Below are 24,235 nucleotides of genomic sequence, written 5' to 3'. Positions count from 1 at the left end.
TTTTCCAAAATATTAACGAAACGATGTGATCCGTACTTTTTCACCGGAAGCCTGTTCCACTCTTAAGGCAATTCTCTCTGCCATTTTCAGACGTTTTTCGTCATCTGCTTTGTTTAGCACAATATAAAAATCCATTTCCGGCAGGACATTCTTTTTTCCACCTTTGGCAGAAACAGCCAGCCCTGCCAGTTCTTCCTCCGTCAGAACCTCTTCCACAGCTTTTCCCAGCACCTGCGCCACAAGCTCGGGCCGGAAACAGCAGTCTTTTATCCTTTGTCCGATGGCATCGAGTCCATATACAGAAAGGACCATCTGGATCTGCTTTGGAATAACCGGTTCCTTCTCCCCCGGCACTTTCGCCGGAAGCATCCGTGCTCCATCCGCTTCCACAAGAACCGGCGCAGGAAGCTCCCAGATCTTTTCCATTACCGGTACAGAGAGGCTTTTGATCCTGCCGTTTCCTGCATCCAGACCGGCGATCACCATGCCTTCTCTTTTACGCACTTCCAGAATTTTTCCGATGGAATCCCCCATTACAAAATAAGGGGCAGTCTCTTTTTTCATATGTGTTGTAGTCACCAGGACCGGGAGGGCATCCTTCTCTTTGTATTCAGCAAGCAGCTGTTTCAAAAGAGAAGTCTTACCTCCCGCACCCACAGCAGCAATTCTCGGTACCATCTGCTCCGTAACTCCAAGTGCCATAAGCAGAGACTCTTTCTTTTGAAGCTTTCCATTTTCGATGACATATACATGGAAAGTTTTCTCTCTGCTTCCTTCTGTTACCTGCATTTTTTCTATTTCCGGCATATAATCAATATCTTCCAGCTCTTTTTCCCGGCTCACCTCGTAAAATACTGCTTTTTCCCGGTATCTGCGGAACACCTTTCTTCCTCCTGCATCTCCTTCCAGTTCCAGAAGTTCTTTCCCGTACTTTGCCGGAAACCAGACCGGATTGCCTTCGTGTCCATTCCAGGTCACACATCCCGGTACAGCTTTTGCCTCCCGTTCCATCTTTTCCAGAAATCCTTCCACGCTTTCTTCTGTAAAATAAGGCTGATCCGCCACAAAAAATGCATAAGCATCAGCATCTCCTGCCGCACGGATTCCTGCTTTTACCGAATAGGATGCTCCTTTATAGCTGTCTTTTGAAATCACTGTTTTTACCGGGAAACCTTTACTTTGCTGCTCGGTTTCCTGAAATGCTTTTATCTGATGCTCAATCTCCGGATACTGTGTTACCACAATCACTTCCCATTCCGGATGCCTTTGACAGACTTTTACCAGACGGTCGAATAAATAGCGGAACATCGGCTTTTCATCCAGCAGATAAAGCAGTTTGTTCTCTGCTTCTGATTGTGACGGTTCTGTATTTTGCATCCTTTGGCTGTTAAAACGGCGGCTGTTTCCAGCCGCCAGATAAATCAGTTTAATTTTCATTTTCCATAATTCCCATTGCAATCTGTTCACTTGTGATCGGGAGTTCACGGAACCACAGACCTGTTGCATTTGCGATTGCATGCGTCAGTGCCGGAGCCGGTGTATTGATGACGATTTCACCAATCGATTTTGCACCAAACGGTCCGGTCGGCTCATAGCTGCTCTCAAATTCCACATGCAGATTTCCCATATCCATCCGGGTAGGAATCTTGTACTGCATAAATGAATTGTTCAGAAGCTGTCCTTTTTCCGTGTACTGGATATTCTCATAAAGAGTCATGCCGATTCCCTGCACGATTCCGCCTTCCGCCTGTACCCTCGCAAGATTCGGGTTAATAACAGTTCCGCAGTCAACCACTGCATAGTAATCCAGGATCTCGACATGTCCGGTCTCCGGATCCAGTTCGATCTCAACAGCGCCTGCCATATAAGGCGGCGGAGATACCGGCGAGCTGTGGCTTTCTGTTACCTGCAGCGCAATATCACTTCCGCACATTGCCCCTGCTCCGATTGCCGCAAGTGTCACCTCTTCTCCGGTCTTATCGCTTCTTGCAATGTGTCCATCGAAATCAACCTCATCCACTTCGCATTTCAGCATCTTCGCTGCCTGTCTGACGATCCGCTTTTTCAGCTCCTCGCTGGCTCTTGTCACCGCCATACCGGTCACATAAGTCGTACTTGATGCATAAGAGCCTGAATCATACGGCGAAGTATCGGTATCCGCACCTGATACTGCAATATCATCCAGATCACAGTCCAGACATTCTGCTGCCATCTGTGCCAGAATCGTATCACACCCGGTTCCCATGTCCGCTGCCGCGATTGACATATTGTAGACACCATCCTCGCCCAGTTTGATCGTCGCAGATCCCACATCTACATTGGAAATGCAGGACCCCTGCATGGCAAGTGCTACTCCGACGCTGCGGATCTTGCCATCCGGCATAACTTTTCTTGGATACTTTTCGTCCCATCCGGACATTTCTTTTACTCTCGCAAGGCATTTATCAAGTGCACAGCTGTTCGCTGTCTCCCCATAATATGCCGGCATGAACTGTCCTTCTTTTACCATATTTTTCATACGGATCTCCATTGGATCCATACCAAGTTTTTCTGCCAGTTCGTTAACAGATGTCTCGACCGCAAAAATTCCCTGAGTAGCTCCATATCCACGATAAGCTCCGGCTGACATCCGGTTCGTATAAACTACATCGTAACGGAACCGATAGGCCTCTGCCGAACCGTAAAGCGGAATCGCCTTATGTCCGGAAAGTCCGACCGTTGTCGGTCCATGTTCCCCGTATGCTCCTGTGTTAGAAAGTGTATACAGATCAATTGCACGGATATTTCCCTCTTTATCCGCTCCCATACGGACTGTCACTGCCATATCATGACGCGGTGAGGACGCAATCTGGGACTCTTCTCTTGTAAATACAATTTTCGACGGTTTACCGGTCTTCCAGGTAACAAATGCCGGATATACCTCACATACTGCCGACTGCTTTGCACCAAATCCACCACCGATCCTCGGCTTGAATGCACGGATCTTAGATTTCGGGATGCCAAGTGCATTGGAAACAATACGGCGCACATGGTAAACGATCTGCGTAGAACTCATCACATTCAGTCTTCCATACATATCCATAAAACAGACCGTCTGAAATGTTTCCATCATTGCCTGCTGCGCAGCTCTTACATGATAGGTGTGCTCCACAACCACATCACATTCAGCAAGTACTTTTTCCACATCTCNNATTCCTCTTATTATCCGCTCCTACCGGGCACAGTGCCTTCCAGCTGTCCTCCGGATGCACCAGAACCGGACCATCCAGTGCTTCCTCCGGATCCAGTACTGCCGGAAGGACCTCGTATTTGACCTTGATCATCTTCATCGCACGTTCCACACACGCTTCATTTTCTCCGGCAATGATCGCCACCGGATCTCCCACAAAACGCACATGCTGATCCAGGATCAGCCGGTCATACGGACTTGGCTCCGGCCAGGTCTGACCTGCAGTTGTAAAGCGATGCTGCGGTACATCCTTCCAGGTATAAATTGCTTCGATTCCCGGCACGCGCATTGCCACATCTGTCTTGATCTCCCGGATCATTGCATTGGCATGCGGACTTCTCAGAAGCTTAACGATCAGGCATTCCTTCGGCGCCAGATCATTTGTATATACCGGCTTTCCAGTCACCAACGCCATCGCATCTTTTTTTACAAATGGTACTCCTACTGCTTTCATCTGGCTCCTCCTTTTCTTTTGTACTCCAGAAAATCATGGATCCCCCTGAGCTGCCCTTCATATCCCGAACAACGGCAGAGATTTCCCGCAAGATACTCCCGGATCTCGTCATCGCTTGGATCCGGATTCTCACGGAAAAGTGCGATTGCATTCATGATCATACCCGGATTACAGAATCCGCACTGCTCCGCCCCCTGTCCTGCGATAAAAGAACCAAATTCTTCTGCTTCCTCCTGCAGTCCTTCAAGCGTATCTACCTTGTGCCCGTCTGCTCTTGCAGCAAGCACGGAACAGGAAAGTACCGGCTTCTCATCTAAAAATACGGTACAAAGTCCACAGTTGGAAGTCTCACAGCCACGCTTTACGCTGTAACATCCATGATTTCTCACGAAATCGATCAGAAGCAGATCATCTGCGATCTCTTCTGTAATCTTTTTTCCATTCAGTGTCAGACTAATCTGCATTCTTTTCACCTCCGTCTGTAATTTTCTCTAACGCTCTGCGGATCAGAACCTCTGCAAGATGGGTACGATACGCTGCACTTCCACGCATATTGCTTCCCATCGGCACCTGATCTGCAAGCTCTTTTGCAAATATTTTCAGATCTGTGCATGCATCCAGCTGTTCTGCCGGAATGTGAAGACAGACTGCTTTCATCGGTCTTGCCCCAACTGCCACCTTCAGTTCATCTCCATAACGGTCAGCAGCAACCGCCAGTACCGGAAAATCTGTCTTGGTATTGCGGTGTGACTGATAGCTTCCCTTTCCCGGTGTTTTCTTTACGATCACACGGACAAGGATATCATTGTCTCTCTCCATCTTTGCAAACTCTTCCAGAGAAATGATTCCACCTTTATAAAGTTCTACTTCTGTATCCAGTGCGAGGAAACAGGTCAGTACATCCGAAAATCCAAACCGTCCGAAAATACTTCCGCCGATCGTCGCAAGATTCCGGAACTGTACACCGACAATACTTCTCACACTTTCTCTGACCATATTGCAGCTCAGTTCATTTAATCCTTCATGTAACTCCAGATCACGCAGGGATACCATACAGCCTATCTTCCATGCATCCTCCGTCTCCTCAATCTGGTCCAGTCCAAGTCCGGACAGATCAATCGCAGTCTGGATCTGTGCGGTACTCATTTTCAGCCAGAGCATTCCGCCAATGATCCGGTTCGTCTTTTTCTGGTTCAGCTCATATGCCTGCTCCAGACTCTCTGCTTTCACATATTGTTTTATCTTCAGCATCGTCCCTATCCTTTCTATTCTCTGTTCCTGCTAAATCCAAGATGGGTATAGGCAAGATCTGTCACAACCCTTCCTCTTGGAGTTCTCTGTAAAAATCCATTCTTCAGAAGATACGGCTCATAGACATCTTCTACGGTTCCTGAATCTTCCCCGATCGCTGCCGCAAGGGTATCCAGTCCCACCGGACCACCCTGAAATTTCTCGATCATTGTCGTCAAGAGATTACGGTCTACGTGGTCGAGTCCAAGCCTGTCCACATCCAGAAGATCCAGTGCCTGTCTTGCCACCTCTTCGGTGATCACCCCATCGTATTTGACCTGTGCAAAATCCCGGACTCTCTTCAAAAGCCGGTTGGCAAGTCTCGGTGTTCCTCTGGAACGTCTCGCCATCTCAAGAGCTCCCTTTTCATCAATCTCCACATCCAGCACGCCTGCTGAACGGATGATGATGGTCTGCAGTTCTTTTTCCGTATAAAATTCCAGGCGGCTCACAACCCCGAAACGATCTCGGAGCGGAGCTGTCAGCATTCCGGCGCGGGTGGTTGCTCCTACCAGTGTAAAATGTGGCAGATCCAGACGGATCGATCTTGCCGAAGCACCTTTCCCGATCATAATATCGATCACAAAATCTTCCATCGCCGGATAAAGTACTTCTTCCACCTGTCGGTTCAGCCGGTGGATCTCATCCACAAAAAGCACATCTCCCTCCTGCAGATTGTTGAGGATCGCCGCCATCTCACCTGGTTTCTCGATCGCAGGTCCCGACGTGATCTTGATATTTACGCCCATTTCATTCGCAATGATCCCGGCGAGGGTTGTCTTTCCAAGTCCCGGCGGACCGTAAAACAGCACATGATCCAGCGCCTCTCCTCTGCTTTTTGCCGCTTCTATATAAATCTTAAGCGTCTCTTTTGCCTTCGCCTGTCCAATATAATCTTCCAGAAGCTGGGGCCTTAAATGACTCTCAATTTTTACATCCTCTTCCAGATTCTCTGTGGTAATAATTCTTCTTCCCATCCTAGTCCTCTTATATCAAATATTTGAGTGCGCCCTTTAGCAGATCTTCCACTGTCGTGCTCTCATCCATTTCCACTTTTCGTACTGCCTGCAGCGCTTCTGTACTTCCATAGCCAAGTGCTGTAAGTGCCTGCACCGCATCTGCCTGAAGCCCCTGCGCATTTACTGCATCTTCGGCTGCTCCATTTGCCGCCTCCACCTGGTGCTCCAGTACGTCCTCGATCTTCAGCTTATCCTTCAGTTCCACGATCAGCTTCTCCGCCGTCTTCTTACCAATGCCCGGTGCTGCTGAAATTGCCTTGACGTCCTTCGACATCACGGCAAATCGAAGTTCATCCGGTGTAAGCTGGGCCAGGATTCCAAGGCCTCCTTTCGGTCCGATCCCACTGACACCGATCAGAAGCTTGAACACCGAAAGTGCATCGCGGGTTAAAAATCCATACAGCTGCATGGCATCTTCTTTCACGTTCAGATAAGTATGTATCTTCACCTCACTTCCAACCGGCGGAAGCTGTCCCATCGCCTGTCCGGACATGAAAATCCCGTATCCTACACCGCCTACATCTACGATCACTTTATCTTCTTCGAGAGCTGCAAGCTCTCCTCTTATATATGAAATCATCTCTTCCTCCCATGCTATGACAATACGATGCCGCCAAGTCTTTTAAGCATCTCATTTGCCACAACCCCGATAATAAATCCGGTGATCACTCCTGCGATCAGAAGCACCGGCACATAATAGGCAATGCTGAATGTCTCCACGACCAGCATCGCTATGATCAGCTGACCAACATTGTGAAAGACACCTCCTGCCATGCTGACTCCGAAAACACTGAACGATCCCCTTTTTTTCAAAACCGCCATCACTGCAAGGCTTAAAAGTCCGCCTGCCAGACTGTATAAAATACTGAACAGACTGGCAAAAATAAATCCGGACAGCACGATACGTGTCACCGAAAGCAACAGGGCGTCCTTTGCACCCATCTTGTACAGTGCCACCACAACGATCAGATTCGCCAGTCCAAGCTTGACGCCCGGGATCCCAATCTGAAACGGGATCAGAGTCTCTACATAACTAAATATCAGCGCAAGGGCAGTAAATACACCAAACCACGCTGTTCTGACTGTATTTTTCTTCATATCTTAATTCGTCACCGCATCCAGTTCGGCTTCTTCTCCATCGACAATTTTCAGAACGATCTTATTCGGAAGGCAGATAATACTCTCTCCGTTCCTTGAAATTGCTTTCTGGTGTACACAGATCTGATCCGGACAGTTGGCCGCTGCCATTTTCACTTTTCCGTTCTCGATCTGGACGGTGTTCGTTCCTCCGTTGATCTTAAATGCACGCTCTTTCTTCAGATCCAGTGTCTCTACCACTTTCCCGTCAATCTGTATTTCTACAACGCCTGCGCTTTTCTGGCTCTTGAATAAATGTCCTGCAAAAAAAATGCCTGACACAGCAAGTACAAGTAAGGCAAGAATCAAATCATTCTTTTTGAAGCCGGATGCTTTCTCCTCAGGGCTCTTATTTTCTTTGTAGCTCATAGGGTTCTCCTTTTTCTTTGTTTATTCTAACACATCATTTTATCTAATGCAATCAAGTGTTCGATTGATTTTTTTCATGGGGGAACGTATAATGGGGGATAATTGGCGAATGGGACGGTCTGTGGGAAAAAATGGAATAGAGACGCCGAGGGAGGAAATGGAAGTGTGCAGCTCTCAAGTTGTGCAAACCATTCCGATGAACCTCTTAGGGCGAAAATCGTGTTCAGCAATGGCTTCCACGATTTTTGAGTTTCATCTCCATTGCACAAAATAGAGAGCTGCACACTTCCATTTCCTCCCTCGGCTGGTTATTGACTTTTTGCACAGACCTGGGATTCACAAATTTTCATTATGTTGTTTGTTGACGGTTTATGAAAAAAATAATGCTGTGGATTATGTTTTGATAAATTTTACTGTATTGGGAAAATTTTATGTAATTAGTGTTTTAATGGTAGGAGGTTTGCGATGAAAATAAGAAGTTTGGGAATTGGTATTTGTTTGAGTTTGTTTGGGATTTTTTGTCTGGGCGGATGTTCCGGGAGTTCGCCGCAGCCGGTGTCTCGGACGGTTACCGTGTTTGATACGGTGGTGACGATTACGGTTTATGATAAGGATTCGGAAGATGTGCTGGATGCTTGTGTGGCGAAGTGCGAGGATTATAATGCACGGTTTAGCAGAACTTCGGAAGGGAGCGAGATCTATGAACTGAACCATGCAGACGGGGAGCCTGTAACGCTTTCGGATGATACGGTGGATCTCATTCAGAAAGGCGTGGAATACAGCCGCCTGGCAGAAGGAAAGTTTGATATTACAATCGCTCCACTCAGTGACTTGTGGGATTTCAAGAATAATACGGGGACCGTTCCGGATGATGCGGCGATTCAGGAAGCGAAAAGTCATATCGGATATGAGAATGTGAAGGTTGATGGAAATACGGTTCAGCTTCTGGATCCGGAGACGGCTATTGATCTTGGCGGAATTGCAAAGGGATATATTGCTGATCAGCTGAAGGCATATCTGAAAGAGCAGAATGTATCCCATGCGCTGATCAATCTGGGCGGAAATGTGCTGGCTCTCGGCGGGAAACCGGATGGCTCGGATTATAATATCGGGATCCAGAAGCCGTTTGCACAGAATGGAGAAGCGATCACCAGTGTAAAGATCAAGGATCAATCTGTGGTTTCTTCCGGGATTTATGAGCGGTATTTTAAGGTGGCTGACAAGATTTATCACCATATCTTAGATCCGAAAACCGGGTATCCTTATGAAAATGATCTGCTTGGGGTGAGTATTGTCTGTAGCTCTTCTACGGAGGCGGACGCGCTTAGTACGACCTGCTTTGCGATGGGGTTAGATGATGGATTGAAATATATCGAAGGAATCAAGGGGGCGGAGGCACTCTTTATCACGGATGATTATGAGATTCATTACTCCAGTGGGTTTCCGAAGTAAAAAAGTTGAATGATGTAGGTTGTGAGACAAATCAGAAAAAATAAATGGCATCAGATTCAGTTGTGCAAAAGTTGAATCTGGTGCCATTTATTTTTCTTATGCTTCCTGCTTCACTGTCTCTTCTCCCGGCAAAGTCCAGCGGATTTCGGCTTTGAAGAGGTCTGCTTCGGTTTCGATGTGGAAGCTTCCACCCTGGAGACCTACGAAGCTTTTTACGATTGCAAGACCAAGACCGGAGCCTTCGGTATTGCGGGATTCATCTCCGCGGACGAAGCGTTCTGTAATTTCTTCCGGATTGAAGGTGAGCTCGGTTGCGGAAATATTTTTCAGGCGGATAAATACATCTTTCTCTGTCTTTTCGATTTCCACATAAACTCTTGTTCCCGGAAGTGCATATTTTACAATGTTATTCAGAAGATTCTCAAAGATCCGGCAGGTCTTCTGACTGTCCAGACGAAGGATCACTTTTTCTTCCGGGAAAGTGGTCCTGAACTCCAGATTTTTTTCTTCAAACCTATCTTCCAGCTCAAATTTCACCTGTTTGAACAGATTGACGATATCCACATTCATCAGATTCAGGGTTACATTCTGGCTGCTTGCTTTGCTGATCTCGAATAGGTCTTCGATCAGGACTTTCAGACGCATAGATTTGCGTTCCAGAATATCAATATAATCCTTTCGCTTTTCCTCATCTTTCTCGTCTTTCAACAGATTCACATAGGTTATGATCGCAGTCAGCGGTGTTTTCAGATCATGTGATACGTTTGTGATCAGTTCTGTTTTCATACGCTGGCTTTTTACTTCTTCCTTTACCGCTTTCTTAAATCCGCTCTGGATCTTCTGGATTTCATTACGGAACGGACTGAACACACCAAGATCACCTTCAATCTCTACATCCAGATTTCCATCTGCAATTTTATTGGTTGCCTCCAGAAGCAATGCATATTTTTTCCGAAGATCATTAAAATATTTTTGCAGGATCAGGAACAGTATTATAGAATATACGATCAGTCCTGCAATTCCGTAATACCAGAATGAACAGATCACCAGCAGAATCGCAAAATTGAACAGCACGATTTTTAAAATAATCTTATTGTTCTTTTCCTTGAAATCAAACTGATCCAGAGAATGATAAAATGCTTCGATTTTATTCTTGCACCAGCGAATACCGCCTCGGATTCCGTTTCTGAATCTTCTCCAGATCCGGATCAGCAGAACTCTTTTTTTCACATATTCCTTTACTCCAAGAAGCCGGATCTGGCGTACACAGCCGGATACCCAATACATGACTGCAAAGAAAGCAAACCAGACCAGAAAATCGATTGGCCACACATTTCCTTTCGCGTGCGTAATCAGTTCTCCAAGATAGCTGAAAATCAGGCTAATTCCAGTAATACCAGTCACTATCGCAATTTCAAATGGTACATGGAAAATTTTTTCATCTCCTGTATGCAGATCTTTCTTCATCGGAATCAGCCATGCCAGAAGTGCGACCAACAATATAAGTGTCAAGATTGTATAAACCGCCGCGTTTCCCACCATTGAAGTAATCGGATATACCCGCATAACATAAGCATTCAGCTTTGCTTCCGTCATCATGAAATAATAGGTCCTGTCTTTTGGTGAAATATTTTCAATCTCACTTTCATCTTCATATTCAAATATTTTTTCCGGCATATTTGAGGTCAGGATCTTCAGAACAGCTTCCTGTTTGGTTACTTCCGTTCCTATCACCTGATCAATCTTGATTTCACCGTTTTTGTCAAACGAGATCTTAATCCCAAGAGCATAATCTGCAAGCTCGGTATCTTTCACTTTTTCCCAGGAATCTCTGTTCGACCGGTATCCATCGATTACCTCTCCTTTTGCATCCTGCACCTGGTAATTCATATATGCGATCTGCCGGTTAAATTTCTCATCAAATTCCGGATAATAATCATCCAGAAACTTTACGTTATATTCGTTTCCGGATTCTTTGGAATACAATACATAGCAATCCCGGATAAATGTCTTCATAAAGGACTCACTCGTCCGGTAGTTCTGTGTCAGACTGTCCTGCTCCTTTTTTGCATTCTTATAAAAAATATTATAGTTTCCTAACACGATCACCGTCGCAAGTAAGATTACGCCTAAAATCAGGACAATCCCAAGTTTATGCCTGTTTTTCGATTTTGTATCCAACCCCCCACACCACCTTTAAATATTTTGGTTCTTTCGGGCAGCTCTCAATTTTTTCACGGATATTCCGGATATGGACCATGATCGTATCGGTATTGATCGCTTTTTCATTCCATACACGCTCGTAAATTTCCTCTGCCGAAAAAACTCTTCCAGGACTTTTCATAAGGAGAAGCAGGATTTTGTACTCAATCGGTGTCAGGCGCACCGGCTCTCCGTCAACCGATACCTCCACCGTATCTTCATTCAGCTCCAGGCCGCCGATCACATGGATATTCTGATTTTCTTCACGGTCTCTCAGCTTCTCTGCAAACATCCGGTATCTTCTGAGCTGTGAATTCACCCTTGCAAGAAGCTCCATCGGTGTAAATGGTTTCGTCACATAATCATCTGCCCCGATATTCAACCCCATGATCTTATCCACTTCCTCTGATTTTGCTGACAGCATGATCACCGGAAAATCATATTTTTCCCGAAGCTTCATCGTCATACGAATCCCATCCATACGTGGCATCATAATATCCACGATTGCCAGATGGATTTCTTCTTTCTCGATCACTTCCAGACCTTCAATCCCGTCTGCCGCCTGAAATACTTCGTATCCCTGACTTTTCAGGTAAATTTCCACACCTTCTCTGATTTCCTTGTCGTCTTCAACGACCAGTACATGATTCATTTCCATAACTGCTTTTCTCCTCTTTTTCTCATCCTTGACTATAGTCTATCTCCTAAAGCTAAAGAGAACCGGAATAGATTTCTAAAGAATTTCTAAAAAAACGAAAAAGCTTTTCAGCAAAGCACTGCTGCCCTGCCGAAAAGCCTGCCAGATACTTATTTAATAACCATAATAGCTTACTCCGCCGATCGCTGCGATGATAACAAAGAAAATCACAAGCACATAGGAAATCACCTGAAGGATCAGGGATGCTCTGCAGTAGTTGCGCCGGTTCAGATTGCCACTATTACTGAATGCCCAGATGATATACAGGATCAATCCCGCACACGGAATGACACCAACGATCAGTGTCAAAAGCCATTCACCCATCGAAAGCGGCGACGGATCCAGCTGCTTTTGCGGCATCTGGTAGTTGTTTTGGTAATTATTCTGTCCATTGTAACTGTTGTTGTAGCCATTCGCGTTAAATCCGGTATTATAACTGCTATTCTGGTACTGGTTGTCAGAATACCCATTGGTATAAGCTCCGCTCTGATTGGTTCCGTTATAATACGAATTTCCGTTGTAAGTATTATTTTCATAAGTTCCATCCGAAGTTCCGGAATGGCAAGTGCTTCCGCCCGGTGCTGACTGTCCGTAGCCGCTTCCGTTTTCTGACTTTGGCATTTCACCGTAAGTATATGCCGGATGACTTTTTTCTTCCTGCTTTAAATTATCGTCCGCTGCCTCTTTTGGCACGCTGTTGTCATTCTTTGCCTGCGGCTCTGCTTCTGTATATCCTGCATTGGGATCGATGTAAGAAGATGGACTCTTTTCCTCCCCTTCACTATTCTCAGTTGTCTGGTCATTTAAGTTATTATCCATATCCCAAAACCTCCTGTGTATTCATTTTTTTCATCATAGCACACCAAAAAGCTGAAAACAATAGCTCTTTTTGTCAAATTACTGAATTCAAAGATCAGATTCTGAATATCAAATCTATTAGCCGGTTATTTGATCCGCAGCCTCTGACCGACATAAATCAGATTCGGATTTTGTAGTTTGTTCAACCTTGCAATTTCCTGATAAGATGTTCCGTATATCGCTGCAATTTTCGAAAGCGTATCCCCGGATTTGACGATATGATACTTGTTTTCTTCGGCATTGACTCTGCTTTGCACTTCTTCATACCGTTTTCCCAGAACCGTTTTCCGCACTTCCCCGTTGCCATATTTCCCGGCACGCACTTCCTTTGCCAGTGTCTCTGTACTGGCACCGGAAATATAGTCGATCATCCCCTGCACTTCTCCATATCTGGTTCCAAGCCAGCTTTTCCGTTCTTCCCCATTTCCAAATTCTCCACGCATCGTCCGAAAAACCAGATCCAGCGTAGTTCCTTCCTGGTTTTCTTCCTCTTCAGAAGGTTTTTCTGGAGTTGTCTGGTTTCCTTTTCCAGCATACCGGCTCCACGCCTGCCGGTCTCCGTAGAATTTATTCAAATCCAGATTGCCATTCCATCCGCTTAATCTTCCCGAAGAACTGTACTGCCGCATCACACAGGCATATGCACCCTCATTCCATGGATTTTCCTGGTATCCGATTGGCTCCATACTCGCGTACTGCGCTACCCACAGTCCATAGTTTCCGATATTCTGCAACCGGCTCATCATACTTTGCTGCACATAAACCACAGGATTGACGCTGGTCTTTGTTGAAATATAATTACACCAGGCTTTCACCCATTCCCGGTCATTCACACCAAATGCCGGATTGGACCGCCCTTCCCAGTCCAGCACAAGCATTGCCTCCCCCACACGGTTCCCTGCATTCTTCAGAAAATATTCTGCCTCCGCCTGTATATTTCCACCAGACGCATAGTGATAAATGCCCAGGCATTTCCCTGCTGTTTTCGCCTGACGGTAGGCTCTTTCGTAATCCGGATTTACATAACCGGTTCCTTCTGTCGCCTTAATCACCACAAAATCACACGGGACAACCGCAAGATTGATCCCACTTTGCCAGTTGCTGATGTCAATTCCATTTAATGCCATACCACTTCTACTCCTACTCTTCTTTTCCTGCCTGCTTGATGATCTGATGGATGTAGGTACTCAGTCCTGCAACAACAATGCCCTGCGTTACAGATGCGAAAACTGCGGTCAACACATCCTGTATCCCTGCAAAATGTGCAGTAGATGTCACCCAGATTCCACAGATGACGATACCTGTCACTCCAAGCGTGATTGGGATGTATTTGTCCTTGATGAATTCTGCCTGTTTGAGTGCAATTCCAAAAAAGTATAAAACTGCCGTTACGATCAGCAGTTCAGGTTTTACATAATCCATAAGTTGCTCCATTATCTGGATAGCCTGCCTTTCTTTTTGGGGATTTTAAGGAAGATTTCTTTTGAAAAATAATTCTATCAGATGTGGTATTAGTATATGTGAGAGATAGGATTTAGTGATAAAAGAAAGATTTGATATAAAATAATCGGACCGGCAGGTTCTTCTTTGATTTGTATATGCAAAGGGGCTGTGAAAAAAGATGTCTGCTTTGAAACAGACACTCAATCTTGGAAAGTCCTATAGTGATAATGGATGGGGAATGTTCGTGACCATGCTCCTGTATAAAGGGAAACGGAACGGCTGTTACATCATCAAGATCGATAAATGGTTCCCATCCAGCAAAACCTGCAGTGAGTGTGGGTATGTCCACAAAGAACTGCAGCTTTCTGACCGGACTTATGTTTGCCCTGTCTGTGGAAATCTCATCGATTGGGATGAGCAGACAGCTATCAACATTGATCTGGAAGGATTGCGGATCCTGTTATCTGCATAAAATAGAACATTGATAGAAAAACCGGTAGGGACGCCGGGGTTAGCCTTCATCACTACGGGGTTGGATGGTCGCAGTCATCCCATAATATGTCACCCGCGTATGTAGGAATCAAAAGAAACCATGAAATTCCGCGAGGAGTTTTTTGGCGGAAGCTCGGTAATTCAATTACCGAGTAGTTCACATATTACACTTATTCTTTTGTACAGTCTTTAGCTTTCTCTATCCTCAAGGTATTCTGCAAGACTGTAATACAGTTCACCTGCAATTCCACGTGTCTGCTCTGCGGCGGTCATGGAATTCAAGATTGCCTCCTGCTCTGCTTCTGCCGCAGCAAGGAAAGCACGGTCGATTATATTTTCCGGAATTGCTGATATTTGCACAAGTTCCTCCTCATAACCGGATGGGATTCTGTTTGCAGTCGTAAATCCGATCATAACCTCCCCGCTGCCATGGCCTGTGTAACCGCCGGTTCGTGCGATACCAACACCGGTTCTTTTCAGAATCCGTTTGAGCTGACGACTTGTCAATGGAAGGTCTGTAGCCAGAATACTCATAATAGAACCTTTATCTTCTTCAGATGCAGCCATATCACTCTTTTCCTGCTTCCATTCCAGAATCTTCGGACCAACAGCTTCTCCGTTCAGTACAAAATCTTCCGTTGCACCAAAGTTTGACTGAACCAGAACACCAATGGTGTATTCTTTTTCACCAATCGTGATCACACGGGATGCAGAACCGATTCCCCCCTTCATGCCATAGCAGGTCGTACCGGCACCGGCACCTACATCACCTTCTTCGAATTCTTCTGATGCTGCCGCAAAAGCCTCACGCACTTCCTTTTCGCCAATCGCCCATTTCTGGATATGATTGATCCGGCAGTCATTGCACTCGCCAACAACCGGATTGATACTCTGTGGCTCAATTCCGTCCTTACGGCTCTGTTCGATCACGACATCAACCATTGCATCCAAAACCTTTCCGACATTTAAGGTATTGGTAAGAGCAATGGGTGTCTCGAGGGTCCCCAGTTCCTCTACCTGCACCACGCCAGCACTTTTTCCAAATCCATTATGAATGTATGCAGCTGCCGTATAGTGCTTGGCAAATGCATTGTCCGGTCCAGGAACGATCACGGTTACACCGGTATGATTTTCTTCTGTCTTCACCGTACAATGCCCTACCCGTACACCTGGCACGTCCGTAATCGCATTCCTTTCTCCTGTTTTTACTCTTCCGGGTACAATCCCAAAGTCCCGAATCCGTTTTTTCCCCATTTTGGTTTCCTGCCACTCAAAATATGTTTAAATATACTCAAACACATCGAGAAATTGAAGTCCTCACGAATACTTCTTACTGCTTCATTGTGTATGTTTTGACGATTGCAGACAATACGCTACTCACAGGTTCTTGTACACTCCACAGTCGTTAATTCCCGAAATAGCCTTCGGTACATACTTACATTTGCTTTTAATCATGCAATCTTGTAAGTTTTAGCATCTTTTAAATTAAGTGCCGCATTGAGATCCCTGTCTGCAACATAGCCACATTCACATCTGTAAATTCTATCTGAAAGCTTTAAATTTTTCCTGATAGAACCACAATGGTGACATGTCTTTGAAGATGGATAAAATCTATCTGCTACCCTTAATTCAATGCCTTTTTCATCACACTTGGCTTTAAGCCTTTTTCTAAATTCATAAAACTTCTGAGATGCAACAGCTTTTGAAAGACACCTGTTTTTCATCATTCCTTTTACATTTAAATCTTCAATCGTTATGTAAGACGGTTTGGTTTTCACTATCTCAGCGATTGTCTTGTTAATGTAATCAGTACGGATATTATCCATTTTATGATGAAGTTTTTGTACCTTAAGCTTTTGTTTCTGTATATTTGCTCTTTGAGTGGACTCTCCTTTCTTTAAATTTTCATACTTTCGGGAAAGACTTCTCTGTTCCCGGATCAGTTGTTTTTCAAGTTTCTTTAATCCTGCCGATTTGTTGATGTTCCTGTATGTCTTTCCACTTGAAATAATAGCAAAATCTTTTAGCCCAAGGTCTATACCGATTCCATCGTTTAAGTTATTGTTAATATTGACATCGGGAATCTCTACAAGAACAGAAACATAAAATCTGCCAGCCTTAACAGACACTGTACCACTTCTGATCATATATCCATCCTTTGTTGTTGGGATATATCCTTTTTCTTTGATACGGACCCAGCCCAGAGTTGGGATCTTAAGTCTGTGCCTTTCGCATTGACAATCCTTTGGGTTATTTCTGACGAAATACATTTTCACATCAGATTTACCTTTCTTTTTAAATTTAGGAAAATCACTCTGATGTTTAAAAAATCTTGTAAAAGCAGCACATCCATCTTCGATAGACTTTTTTACGGCTTTTGAATACACTTCCCTGATCCATGTTTTGTCAGAATTATCTGGAATGTATTCGTTGTTAAGCCATAGACTAAAGCTCTTACCAGTCATAAACTTTTCACCATTATCATGCAGGGCTTTGTTGTGACCAAGGTAGAAGTTATAAACATATCGGCAAGTGCCTATCGTCTTGCGGATTCGGGCTTTCTGTTCTTCAGTTGGGTTGATTTCCGTCTTGAAGCTCTTTAGCAATCTCTTCATCCCTTTCTATTTGTTTTTTATACTTACGAAGTCCGTACAATCTACAGGAAAAAACATGAAGTATAGATACAATATCCTGTACAAGTTCTTCTTGCGGTGATAGTTCTTCATTGTTCACTATCACTATAGTTGTATTGAACTTCATACAGAATTTTTCAAACCAGTCATATCCAAATCTGATAAATCTGTCTTTATGTGTAACTATGATGGTTTTAATTTTTTGTTCCATTACTTCATCTAACAGCTGATTCCACTTTTTGCGGTTATAGTTTAAACCACTGCCATAATCTTCAATACATTGGTCTACAATCATTCCTCTGGCATTACAGAATTGACGTAAAAACGATACTTGATTCTGTAAATTATCCTTTTGATTTCTTGTAGAAACTCTTGCATAAATAACAACTTGTCGAGTATCATTCTCTGTATCTATGCCTTTGAATTGAAGATATTGGTTGTAAGTATAATAACGCCTGTCAGTTGGAGTTCGATTCGCTTTTAGCGTTCCTTCCCTGTCCCAACGCTGTAATGTTTTCACAGAGACACCTAATAATTCAGCAAAATCTTTTGGTTTATAATTAGTGATATTCGATGTGTTCATAGCAATACCTCCATGAGCACATTTTGACACATTTAATCACTAATATCAATGTTATCGATTACTTAAAAATCCTCCTTGGATTATGTTGTATTTTTCAATACATGCTGGTTATAGTATAACACATCTCCGTTGTTGAAGGATTTATTTTATGCATCTGACTTTCGTGATCATCTCGGTTTTTACCGGTCTGTGATAGACAAATCCTGACTGCGGTTCAATGGCTTCTTCTACTTCTACATGTTCCAGTCGTTCAATCTCATCCCAGCCATCGATCACTTTTCCGATTACAGTGAAATTACCATTCAATCTCTCAGAAGCAGCAAGGGTGATATAGTACTGGCTGCCAGAACTATTCTCTGGATCTCCTGCCATGGCAACAATCCCCCGTTCAAAAACGATTTTAGCATTTTCAGGATTGGTTTTAAATTCCGGTTCGACCATGATATCGATCTGTGGATCAACACCATCAAAAAACAGTGGCTGGAGGACAAATCCCGGTTCCAGACGTTCAATGGCTCTTCCGTCAAATATTTTCTTCTCTGCGAGCTGCATAACACTTCTGCAGGCAATCGGTGCGATTTCCGGCCAGAGTTCAAAGTGTATCACAGCATTCTCATTTACAGTTATTTCGATGATTGGTTTTTGATTCCCGGTATAATTGAATTTACCATCATTTTTCTCTTCCAGCGCTTTGATCAGTGCCGGTAAGACATGCTCCGTGCCCACTGTTCTTCCGATTATTTCTTCACTGTCGACTCCATTCATCAGGCTCATGATCACTGTATGTCCACCCGTTGTTTTTTGTATACTCTTCAATGTGCCTTCCAGTGAACCGTATTTCAAAGCAACCACCAGCAGATCCACATTATGTGCTTCTTCTGGTGACCACACCTCCGGATGGTAAATCCTGCCATTAATCGCACATCCATTTTTCCTTAGACGATCCGCTCTTTCTCCCTCGGCAATCACGCCAAGCCGGACTTCCGGTTTCTGTGAAAGTCCCCAGATCACATAGGAGCCTACCGCCCCTGCACCTAAAACTGCAACTGATTTTATCTTCATCTTCTATCTCCTTTCGTTTTACGGATACTCATATTCTCATTATACTTTTTTACAGAAAATAGATCTCTTCATTCCGCCATATGTATCATATATTAACTTGCGACTCCAATCTTTACAACAAAGATTTTTATTATAACAGGAACAAATATCTTCATGTTTTTGCAGAAAAAAAAAAGGGGCTGTGAAAAAAGTCCCGAAAAAAAGAAAGACCAAGAGTTTATAATGAACTCAAGGTCTTTCTTTCTGTTATAATTAACTTGTGAAAAAAATTAATAACATAATCTATTCTAACCCCAAACAGGCAGTTTTGCCAATGCTAATTCAAGATTATCTGGACATTTGTGATCCGGTGCTGACTTTTGACAGATTTATGGGAGGAATCGAACTGGAGAAATATCTGAAAAATATTCCTCATCATTATACAGGAAGACTCAGATATGACCCGGTCAGCATGCTGAAAACAGTTTTGTTTGGATTCATGACGCATGGCTATATATCATTGCGTGAACTGGAGGATCAGTGTAATCTTTATAAATATCATAACAAACAGAAAAAAAGTTGCAACTGCCGCATAGGATTTCATAATAGCATTCTTATGGGGTAAGGGGAGTTATACACTTTTTTATAAAATATAACAACTGTCGCATCCAAAAACAAAAGGACGCATGAAAAAACTTTCGTTTTTTCACACGCCCTGTAAATAAATTTCTTAGAATTTACCAGCTTTGTGAGCTTCCTCGATACTTACAGCAACAGCGACTGTCATTCCGACCATCGGGTTGTTACCTGCACCGATAAGACCCATCATTTCTACGTGAGCCGGTACAGATGAAGATCCTGCGAACTGTGCATCAGAGTGCATACGTCCGAGTGTATCTGTCATACCGTAAGAAGCCGGTCCTGCTGCCATGTTGTCCGGGTGAAGTGTACGTCCTGTACCACCACCTGAAGCAACTGAGAAGTATTTCTTTCCTGCTTCTACGCATTCTTTCTTGTATGTACCTGCAACCGGATGCTGGAAACGTGTCGGGTTTGTAGAGTTACCTGTGATAGAAACGTCAACGCCTTCTTTCCACATGATAGCTACTCCTTCACGTACATCATTTGCACCGTAGCAGTTTACTTTAGAACGGAGTCCGTCAGAGTAAGCGATTCTCTGAACTTCTTTCAGTTCTCCTGTATAATAGTCATAGTCTGTCTGAACATATGTGAATCCGTTAATTCTTGAAATGATCTTTGCAGCATCTTTTCCAAGACCGTTCAGGATAACACGAAGAGGTTTCTGACGAACTTTGTTTGCTTTTTCAGCGATACCGATTGCACCTTCAGCAGCTGCGAATGATTCATGTCCTGCAAGGAAGCAGAAGCAGTCTGTTGTTTCTTCAAGAAGCATCTTTCCAAGGTTACCATGTCCCAGACCTACTTTTCTCTGATCTGCTACAGATCCCGGAATACAGAAAGCCTGAAGACCTTCTCCGATTGCTGCTGCAGCGTCTGCTGCTCTTGTACATCCTTTTTTGATTGCGATTGCTGCACCTGTAATATAAGCCCAGCATGCGTTTTCAAAACAGATTGGCTGAATGCCTTTGATCTGGTTGTATACATCCAGTCCGGCATCCTTTGTGATCTTTTCAGCTTCTTCGAGTGAAGCAATGCCATAGCTGTTTAAAACTTCATTGATTTTATCAATTCTTCTCTCATATGATTCAAATAAAGCCATTTAATTGTCCTCCTGAAAATATTGTTGCCTATATAACCCGTTCAACTATCTATGTAATTAGTTTTTACGTGGGTCAATGATCTTAGCGGCATCAGCTACACGTCCGTACTGTCCTTTAGCTTTTTCCCAAGCTTCGTTCGGAGTATCGCCTGCTTTGACAAAGTCTGTGAATTTTCCAAGACTTACGAACTGGTATCCGATGATCTCATCTTTATCATCAAGAGCGATTCCTGTTACATAACCTTCTGCCATTTCCAGGTAACGTGGTCCTTTTGCGAGAGTTCCGTACATTGTACCAACCTGTGAACGAAGTCCTTTACCAAGGTCTTCAAGTCCTGCACCGATCGGAAGTCCTTCTTCTGAGAATGCACTCTGAGTTCTTCCGTATACGATCTGTAAGAAAAGTTCTCTCATTGCTGTATTGATTGCATCACAGACAAGGTCTGTGTTAAGTGCTTCCAAAATAGTCTTTCCTGGAAGAATTTCTGAAGCCATAGCTGCGGAATGAGTCATTCCTGAACATCCGATTGTCTCCACAAGTGCTTCCTGAATAATACCATCTTTAACGTTCAAAGTGAGCTTACATGCACCCTGCTGTGGAGCACACCAGCCGACACCATGTGTAAGACCGGAAATATCTTTGATTTCTTTAGCCTTTACCCATTTTGCTTCTTCCGGAATTGGAGCTGGTCCGTGGTTTGCACCCTGAGCTACCGGACACATCATTTCTACTTCATGTGAATAAATCATGTTAAAACTCCTTTCAAATACATCTGTTTTTCTTTTATAAGGCGTTTGTGATTGTTTTAACACCATATGTATTTATTTTCGCACAATTTTCGACATTCGTCAATTGTTACTTTGTACAAGATTCCAGAACTCACTGTCCGTTTTATATTCAATTATTTCTTTCATATTAAACGGCGCTGTGATCCATCCACTCTCCGCAGATGATTCTTTTCCGTCTCCCGGATAGTGATAAGTGATTCCAATTTCAATGCCGTCTTTGTCCACAAAGAACGCATCAAAATACCGGTTCTCCAGGATTTCACCATTTAAAATCTGGCGGAAATCATTTAATTTCACATTACTTAACACCTCTGCAGATGGTGCTTCGCCCTTCATCTTTTTCATCCAGTCCTGCATAAATGCATCACTTAGATCCACAATATCCGACACCTCAAACTGCTTTGCATCCGAAATACGGATATTGCGGGTACGAAGGTCACAGTACTGGGAAGAAGTATTTCCTGCATAATAAATATCATTGAATGCCACACTGATAAAATCTTCTCCTGCATAAGAAACCCTATAGGTCACAAGGCTTGCCATAAATGGATCCGATTCTTCCAGCATTTTCTCTTTCATGGAATCACTCGGATCCAGATACAGAGTATTTACTGTACTCATCGCACAGTCTTTCAGCATTTCATTGATCTTGTCAATATTTTCGCCTTCCACACCTGTGATCTGCGGATATTTGACATCAAACTGCATCGGATATTCGCCTTTATTTCCATTGGAAAAATACGTATAATTTTCCTCCGTGATCGTATACGGCAGATTCTCCGCTTCATAGCCCTCGATCGCTTCGATTCCCTGCGCCTCTTCAGAGCTTTCACTTTCACCATTTTCTCCGCTTTCATCCCCGCCAAAGAGATCCCCGAAGCTTCCGTCCCCGTTTGGATCATATTCAAAGATCTGTGATGAATCCTGCCGGTTTCTGTCAGCATTTGAGAAATTGATGATGATCTTTCCGAAAAGAAGCCCTAGGAAAATCAGAAAAATAACCGCCGTTACTGCAATTCCGATAAAGAGTCCGGTATGCTTCTTTCCATAATGTGAAGGTCTTACGTTTGCCGGTGATACCATAAGCTCCATCGGGACAAACCGGATCCCGTCTTTTTCCTGAACCGGTGCCAGATCCCGGAATCCCATATGATGATAAGCCTCCGTACTCACAACCGATGCATTGACGGTTATGCGCATCAGGGCAAGCTGCATCGTACAGAATCTGCACATTTCATTTACAAGCGCCTTTGCAATCCCTCTTCTTCGCAGATCCGGACGGACAAAAAGAAGGGAAATATGCCCGTCACTTTGTACCGCTCCGATACCGCCCAGCTCCTGTCCTTCCACCACGCCAAAGACGATCATCTCTCCTCTTTCCACAAGCGGCATGAAATTCTCCATCTTGATGAAGCGGGCAAATTCTTCGATTCCCTGCTGTGTACAGGAGCCGGCGTTTTCTCTGATAAATACATCCCATACCAGATGCAGACCTGCCACAACTTCCCGGCTGGTGTTTAGTCTTTTTATGATCATTTGTCTTTACCTCGTCTTTTTATGCCCTCTTTAAAAGCTCTTCTCTCAAAAGTGTGATCGCACGTGCAACCGCATAGTCCCGGTTCTTCTCACGATTGCCGGTAAAACGGTACTCTCTTACCGTTACCTCTCCATTTACCGCACATCCGATATACACAAGTCCGACCGGTTTTTCCGCTGTACCGCCGCCAGGTCCTGCGATTCCGGTTACACTAAGCGCCGCATCCGCACCTGCCGCCTTTGCTGCTCCAAGCGCCATCTCTGCTGCAGTCTGTTCACTGACTGCCCCGTAGGTTTCCAGTGTCTCATGCTTCACACCAAGAATTTTTTCTTTCGATGCATTGGCATAGGTGATGTAGCCTTCGTTATATACATTTGACGCTCCTGATACATTCAGAAGTCTTCCTGAAAGCTTCCCGCCGGTGCATGACTCTGCTGTTGTCACAGTCATCTTCTTCTCTTCCAGAAGACGGATCACCGACTCTTCCAGAGTCACCTCTTCCTCTGTCGTATATACGGCATCCCCAAAACGCTTCTTCATCTCTTCGATTATCGGCTGCATCAGCTTCTCCGCCTCTTCTTCCGAGCAGGCTCTTGCCGTCACACGGAAATGTACCTCTCCTGTCTTTGCATAAGGCGCAAGCGTCGGATTGGTCTGTGCATCCATCAGATCCGCAACCATGGTCTCTGCCCGGCTTTCCCCGATCCCGCACACTTTTACCATATGGGAATAGATTCCCTCCGGCTGCTTTTTATTGAGGTACGGTGCAATGTCGTGTTCAAACATCGGCTTCATCTCATTCGGAGGCCCAGGGATCAGGATCGCTGCTTTGCCGCGCTCTTTATCCTCCAGGATCAGTCCAGGTGCCGTTCCGTTCAGATTGTCGATCACGATCGCGCCTTCCGGAACCAACGCCTGCTTCCAATTATTTTCTGTCACCTTTTTGCTCTTAATCTTCTCAAAATAGTCCCGGATTCGTGCCTTGGAATGTTCATCCATATAAAGTTTTCTGCCAAATACCTTTGCAGTTACTTCTTTTGTCAGATCATCCTTGGTAGGTCCAAGTCCCCCTGTCAGAATTACGATATCAGCGCGCTCTATTGCCTGGCGGATTGCTTCTTCCATACGCTCTTCATTGTCGCCGACAACAGTCTGGTGATATAAAGAACAACCTAGCAGAGCACATTTCTCTGCTAGGTATGCTGCGTTTGTATTCACAATGTTGCCAAGTAAAATTTCAGTGCCGACAGAAATCAGCTCTACAACCAT

General features: G+C 44.4%; 22 protein-coding genes and 2 pseudogenes. 3 read left to right on the top strand and 21 right to left on the bottom strand.

The genetic code is table 11. The features are described from left to right. Window positions 1-12 precede the first annotated feature (12 nt). The 8 genes and pseudogenes from yqeC to ACYQ5K_RS15070 all read right to left on the bottom strand — a co-directional run bounded on the left by yqeC (window position 13) and on the right by ACYQ5K_RS15070 (window position 7,498). Entirely contained in the window at window positions 13-1,437 is a 1,425-nt protein-coding gene (gene yqeC, locus ACYQ5K_RS15105) for a selenium cofactor biosynthesis protein YqeC (RefSeq protein ID WP_459777862.1), read from the bottom strand. Then, a pseudogene (locus ACYQ5K_RS15100) lies at window positions 1,427-3,683 on the bottom strand (xanthine dehydrogenase family protein molybdopterin-binding subunit). Before ACYQ5K_RS15100 ends, yqeC begins: the two are co-directional and overlap by 11 nt. Next, window positions 3,680-4,147 (bottom strand): (2Fe-2S)-binding protein, encoded by a 468-nt coding sequence (locus ACYQ5K_RS15095; protein WP_173688925.1) that lies wholly within the window; start codon window positions 4,145-4,147, stop codon window positions 3,680-3,682. The pseudogene ACYQ5K_RS15100 and the gene ACYQ5K_RS15095 overlap by 4 nt, the downstream one beginning before the upstream one ends. Further along, window positions 4,137-4,934, bottom strand: a complete 798-nt coding sequence (locus tag ACYQ5K_RS15090) for an FAD binding domain-containing protein (protein WP_195231497.1) — start codon at window positions 4,932-4,934, stop codon at window positions 4,137-4,139. Before ACYQ5K_RS15090 ends, ACYQ5K_RS15095 begins: the two co-directional genes overlap by 11 nt. A 14-nt stretch (window positions 4,935-4,948) precedes the next feature. After that, window positions 4,949-5,950 (bottom strand): Holliday junction branch migration DNA helicase RuvB, encoded by a 1,002-nt coding sequence (ruvB, locus tag ACYQ5K_RS15085; RefSeq protein WP_173688923.1) that lies wholly within the window; start codon window positions 5,948-5,950, stop codon window positions 4,949-4,951. 10 nt (window positions 5,951-5,960) lie between these two features. Further along, on the bottom strand, window positions 5,961-6,572 hold the full coding sequence (gene ruvA, locus ACYQ5K_RS15080) for a Holliday junction branch migration protein RuvA (protein WP_178024766.1): 612 nt from the start codon (window positions 6,570-6,572) through the stop codon (window positions 5,961-5,963). A gap of 14 nt (window positions 6,573-6,586) precedes the next feature. After that, window positions 6,587-7,090: a Gx transporter family protein gene (locus tag ACYQ5K_RS15075; protein WP_178024768.1), complete on the bottom strand. Its 504-nt coding sequence runs from the start codon at window positions 7,088-7,090 to the stop codon at window positions 6,587-6,589. Between the two features lie 3 nt (window positions 7,091-7,093). Next, window positions 7,094-7,498, bottom strand: a complete 405-nt coding sequence (locus ACYQ5K_RS15070; protein ID WP_178024770.1) for a NusG domain II-containing protein — start codon at window positions 7,496-7,498, stop codon at window positions 7,094-7,096. A 465-nt stretch (window positions 7,499-7,963) separates the two neighbouring features. Here ACYQ5K_RS15070 and ACYQ5K_RS15065 point away from each other — a divergent pair, with 465 nt between their 5' ends. After that, window positions 7,964-8,950, top strand: coding sequence for an FAD:protein FMN transferase (locus ACYQ5K_RS15065; RefSeq protein ID WP_459777861.1), 987 nt, complete (start codon window positions 7,964-7,966; stop codon window positions 8,948-8,950). Between the two features lie 96 nt (window positions 8,951-9,046). Here ACYQ5K_RS15065 and ACYQ5K_RS15060 read toward each other — a convergent pair whose 3' ends face one another. The 5 genes from ACYQ5K_RS15060 to ACYQ5K_RS15040 form a co-directional block, all read right to left on the bottom strand. After that, window positions 9,047-11,131, bottom strand: a complete 2,085-nt coding sequence (locus ACYQ5K_RS15060; protein WP_459777860.1) for a sensor histidine kinase — start codon at window positions 11,129-11,131, stop codon at window positions 9,047-9,049. After that, entirely contained in the window at window positions 11,103-11,810 is a 708-nt protein-coding gene (locus ACYQ5K_RS15055) for a response regulator transcription factor (protein ID WP_055155580.1), read from the bottom strand. Before ACYQ5K_RS15055 ends, ACYQ5K_RS15060 begins: the two co-directional genes overlap by 29 nt. Window positions 11,811-11,963: 153 nt before the next feature. Continuing rightward, a complete protein-coding gene (locus ACYQ5K_RS15050) occupies window positions 11,964-12,668 on the bottom strand; it encodes a hypothetical protein (RefSeq protein ID WP_459777859.1) in 705 nt (234 codons plus the stop codon). A gap of 125 nt (window positions 12,669-12,793) precedes the next feature. Next, window positions 12,794-13,834, bottom strand: coding sequence for a GH25 family lysozyme (locus tag ACYQ5K_RS15045; protein WP_459777858.1), 1,041 nt, complete (start codon window positions 13,832-13,834; stop codon window positions 12,794-12,796). 13 nt (window positions 13,835-13,847) lie between these two features. Then, window positions 13,848-14,141 carry a phage holin family protein gene (locus ACYQ5K_RS15040; RefSeq protein ID WP_459777857.1) on the bottom strand — a complete coding sequence of 98 codons (294 nt, stop codon included), beginning with the start codon at window positions 14,139-14,141 and terminating at the stop codon, window positions 13,848-13,850. 187 nt (window positions 14,142-14,328) lie between these two features. Between ACYQ5K_RS15040 and ACYQ5K_RS15035 the strand changes: the two genes are divergently transcribed. Next, on the top strand, window positions 14,329-14,622 hold the full coding sequence (locus tag ACYQ5K_RS15035) for a zinc ribbon domain-containing protein (RefSeq protein WP_459777856.1): 294 nt from the start codon (window positions 14,329-14,331) through the stop codon (window positions 14,620-14,622). A gap of 209 nt (window positions 14,623-14,831) precedes the next feature. On the opposite strand, the gene ACYQ5K_RS15030 is transcribed toward ACYQ5K_RS15035, so the two are convergent. From ACYQ5K_RS15030 to ACYQ5K_RS15015, 4 genes are all read right to left on the bottom strand, one after another. After that, window positions 14,832-15,896, bottom strand: a complete 1,065-nt coding sequence (locus tag ACYQ5K_RS15030) for a P1 family peptidase (protein ID WP_459777855.1) — start codon at window positions 15,894-15,896, stop codon at window positions 14,832-14,834. A 197-nt stretch (window positions 15,897-16,093) separates the two neighbouring features. After that, complete coding sequence (locus ACYQ5K_RS15025) at window positions 16,094-17,257, bottom strand: RNA-guided endonuclease InsQ/TnpB family protein (protein ID WP_173688913.1); 1,164 nt, start codon at window positions 17,255-17,257, stop codon at window positions 16,094-16,096. Beyond that, complete coding sequence (locus ACYQ5K_RS15020) at window positions 17,211-17,843, bottom strand: IS607 family transposase (protein ID WP_173688933.1); 633 nt, start codon at window positions 17,841-17,843, stop codon at window positions 17,211-17,213. Before ACYQ5K_RS15020 ends, ACYQ5K_RS15025 begins: the two co-directional genes overlap by 47 nt. Before the next feature lie 156 nt (window positions 17,844-17,999). Next, window positions 18,000-18,920: a peptidylprolyl isomerase gene (locus ACYQ5K_RS15015; RefSeq protein WP_243259272.1), complete on the bottom strand. Its 921-nt coding sequence runs from the start codon at window positions 18,918-18,920 to the stop codon at window positions 18,000-18,002. A 313-nt stretch (window positions 18,921-19,233) separates the two neighbouring features. On the opposite strand from ACYQ5K_RS15015, the pseudogene ACYQ5K_RS15010 reads away from it, so the two are divergent. After that, window positions 19,234-19,449 (top strand): annotated as a pseudogene (locus tag ACYQ5K_RS15010) (transposase); the annotation flags it as partial. A gap of 180 nt (window positions 19,450-19,629) precedes the next feature. On the opposite strand, the gene ACYQ5K_RS15005 reads toward ACYQ5K_RS15010, so the two are convergent. From ACYQ5K_RS15005 to ACYQ5K_RS14990, 4 genes are all read right to left on the bottom strand, one after another. Further along, window positions 19,630-20,640, bottom strand: a complete 1,011-nt coding sequence (locus ACYQ5K_RS15005) for a GGGtGRT protein (RefSeq protein WP_008375150.1) — start codon at window positions 20,638-20,640, stop codon at window positions 19,630-19,632. 57 nt (window positions 20,641-20,697) lie between these two features. Continuing rightward, the gene (locus ACYQ5K_RS15000) at window positions 20,698-21,390 is read right to left on the bottom strand and encodes an iron-sulfur cluster assembly scaffold protein (RefSeq protein ID WP_173688912.1); all 693 of its coding nucleotides are present in this window, start codon (window positions 21,388-21,390) and stop codon (window positions 20,698-20,700) included. A gap of 99 nt (window positions 21,391-21,489) precedes the next feature. Continuing rightward, complete coding sequence (locus tag ACYQ5K_RS14995; RefSeq protein WP_173688911.1) at window positions 21,490-22,965, bottom strand: GNAT family N-acetyltransferase; 1,476 nt, start codon at window positions 22,963-22,965, stop codon at window positions 21,490-21,492. A 19-nt stretch (window positions 22,966-22,984) separates the two neighbouring features. Further along, entirely contained in the window at window positions 22,985-24,235 is a 1,251-nt protein-coding gene (locus ACYQ5K_RS14990; protein ID WP_173688910.1) for a competence/damage-inducible protein A, read from the bottom strand.

Source organism: Allocoprococcus similis (assembly GCF_054660775.1).
Note: the sequence above shows the minus strand (reverse complement) of the source record. Positions and strands in the feature narration are given on the sequence as shown.

Bases quoted from the DNA above. Each gene is read 5' to 3' on its own strand.
- yqeC (WP_459777862.1), bottom strand. From the start codon at position 1,437: ATGAAAATTAAACTGATTTATCTGGCGGCTGGAAACAGCCGCCGTTTT.
- ACYQ5K_RS15095 (WP_173688925.1), bottom strand. From the start codon at position 4,147: ATGCAGATTAGTCTGACACTGAATGGAAAAAAGATTACAGAAGAGATC.
- ACYQ5K_RS15090 (WP_195231497.1), bottom strand. From the start codon at position 4,934: ATGCTGAAGATAAAACAATATGTGAAAGCAGAGAGTCTGGAGCAGGCA.
- ruvB (WP_173688923.1), bottom strand. From the start codon at position 5,950: ATGGGAAGAAGAATTATTACCACAGAGAATCTGGAAGAGGATGTAAAA.
- ruvA (WP_178024766.1), bottom strand. From the start codon at position 6,572: ATGATTTCATATATAAGAGGAGAGCTTGCAGCTCTCGAAGAAGATAAA.
- ACYQ5K_RS15075 (WP_178024768.1), bottom strand. From the start codon at position 7,090: ATGAAGAAAAATACAGTCAGAACAGCGTGGTTTGGTGTATTTACTGCC.
- ACYQ5K_RS15070 (WP_178024770.1), bottom strand. From the start codon at position 7,498: ATGAGCTACAAAGAAAATAAGAGCCCTGAGGAGAAAGCATCCGGCTTC.
- ACYQ5K_RS15065 (WP_459777861.1), top strand. From the start codon at position 7,964: ATGAAAATAAGAAGTTTGGGAATTGGTATTTGTTTGAGTTTGTTTGGG.
- ACYQ5K_RS15055 (WP_055155580.1), bottom strand. From the start codon at position 11,810: ATGGAAATGAATCATGTACTGGTCGTTGAAGACGACAAGGAAATCAGA.
- ACYQ5K_RS15050 (WP_459777859.1), bottom strand. From the start codon at position 12,668: ATGGATAATAACTTAAATGACCAGACAACTGAGAATAGTGAAGGGGAG.
- ACYQ5K_RS15045 (WP_459777858.1), bottom strand. From the start codon at position 13,834: ATGGCATTAAATGGAATTGACATCAGCAACTGGCAAAGTGGGATCAAT.
- ACYQ5K_RS15040 (WP_459777857.1), bottom strand. From the start codon at position 14,141: ATGGAGCAACTTATGGATTATGTAAAACCTGAACTGCTGATCGTAACG.
- ACYQ5K_RS15035 (WP_459777856.1), top strand. From the start codon at position 14,329: ATGTCTGCTTTGAAACAGACACTCAATCTTGGAAAGTCCTATAGTGAT.
- ACYQ5K_RS15030 (WP_459777855.1), bottom strand. From the start codon at position 15,896: ATGGGGAAAAAACGGATTCGGGACTTTGGGATTGTACCCGGAAGAGTA.
- ACYQ5K_RS15025 (WP_173688913.1), bottom strand. From the start codon at position 17,257: ATGAAGAGATTGCTAAAGAGCTTCAAGACGGAAATCAACCCAACTGAA.
- ACYQ5K_RS15015 (WP_243259272.1), bottom strand. From the start codon at position 18,920: ATGAAGATAAAATCAGTTGCAGTTTTAGGTGCAGGGGCGGTAGGCTCC.
- ACYQ5K_RS15005 (WP_008375150.1), bottom strand. From the start codon at position 20,640: ATGGCTTTATTTGAATCATATGAGAGAAGAATTGATAAAATCAATGAA.
- ACYQ5K_RS15000 (WP_173688912.1), bottom strand. From the start codon at position 21,390: ATGATTTATTCACATGAAGTAGAAATGATGTGTCCGGTAGCTCAGGGT.
- ACYQ5K_RS14995 (WP_173688911.1), bottom strand. From the start codon at position 22,965: ATGATCATAAAAAGACTAAACACCAGCCGGGAAGTTGTGGCAGGTCTG.
- ACYQ5K_RS14990 (WP_173688910.1), bottom strand. From the start codon at position 24,235: ATGGTTGTAGAGCTGATTTCTGTCGGCACTGAAATTTTACTTGGCAAC.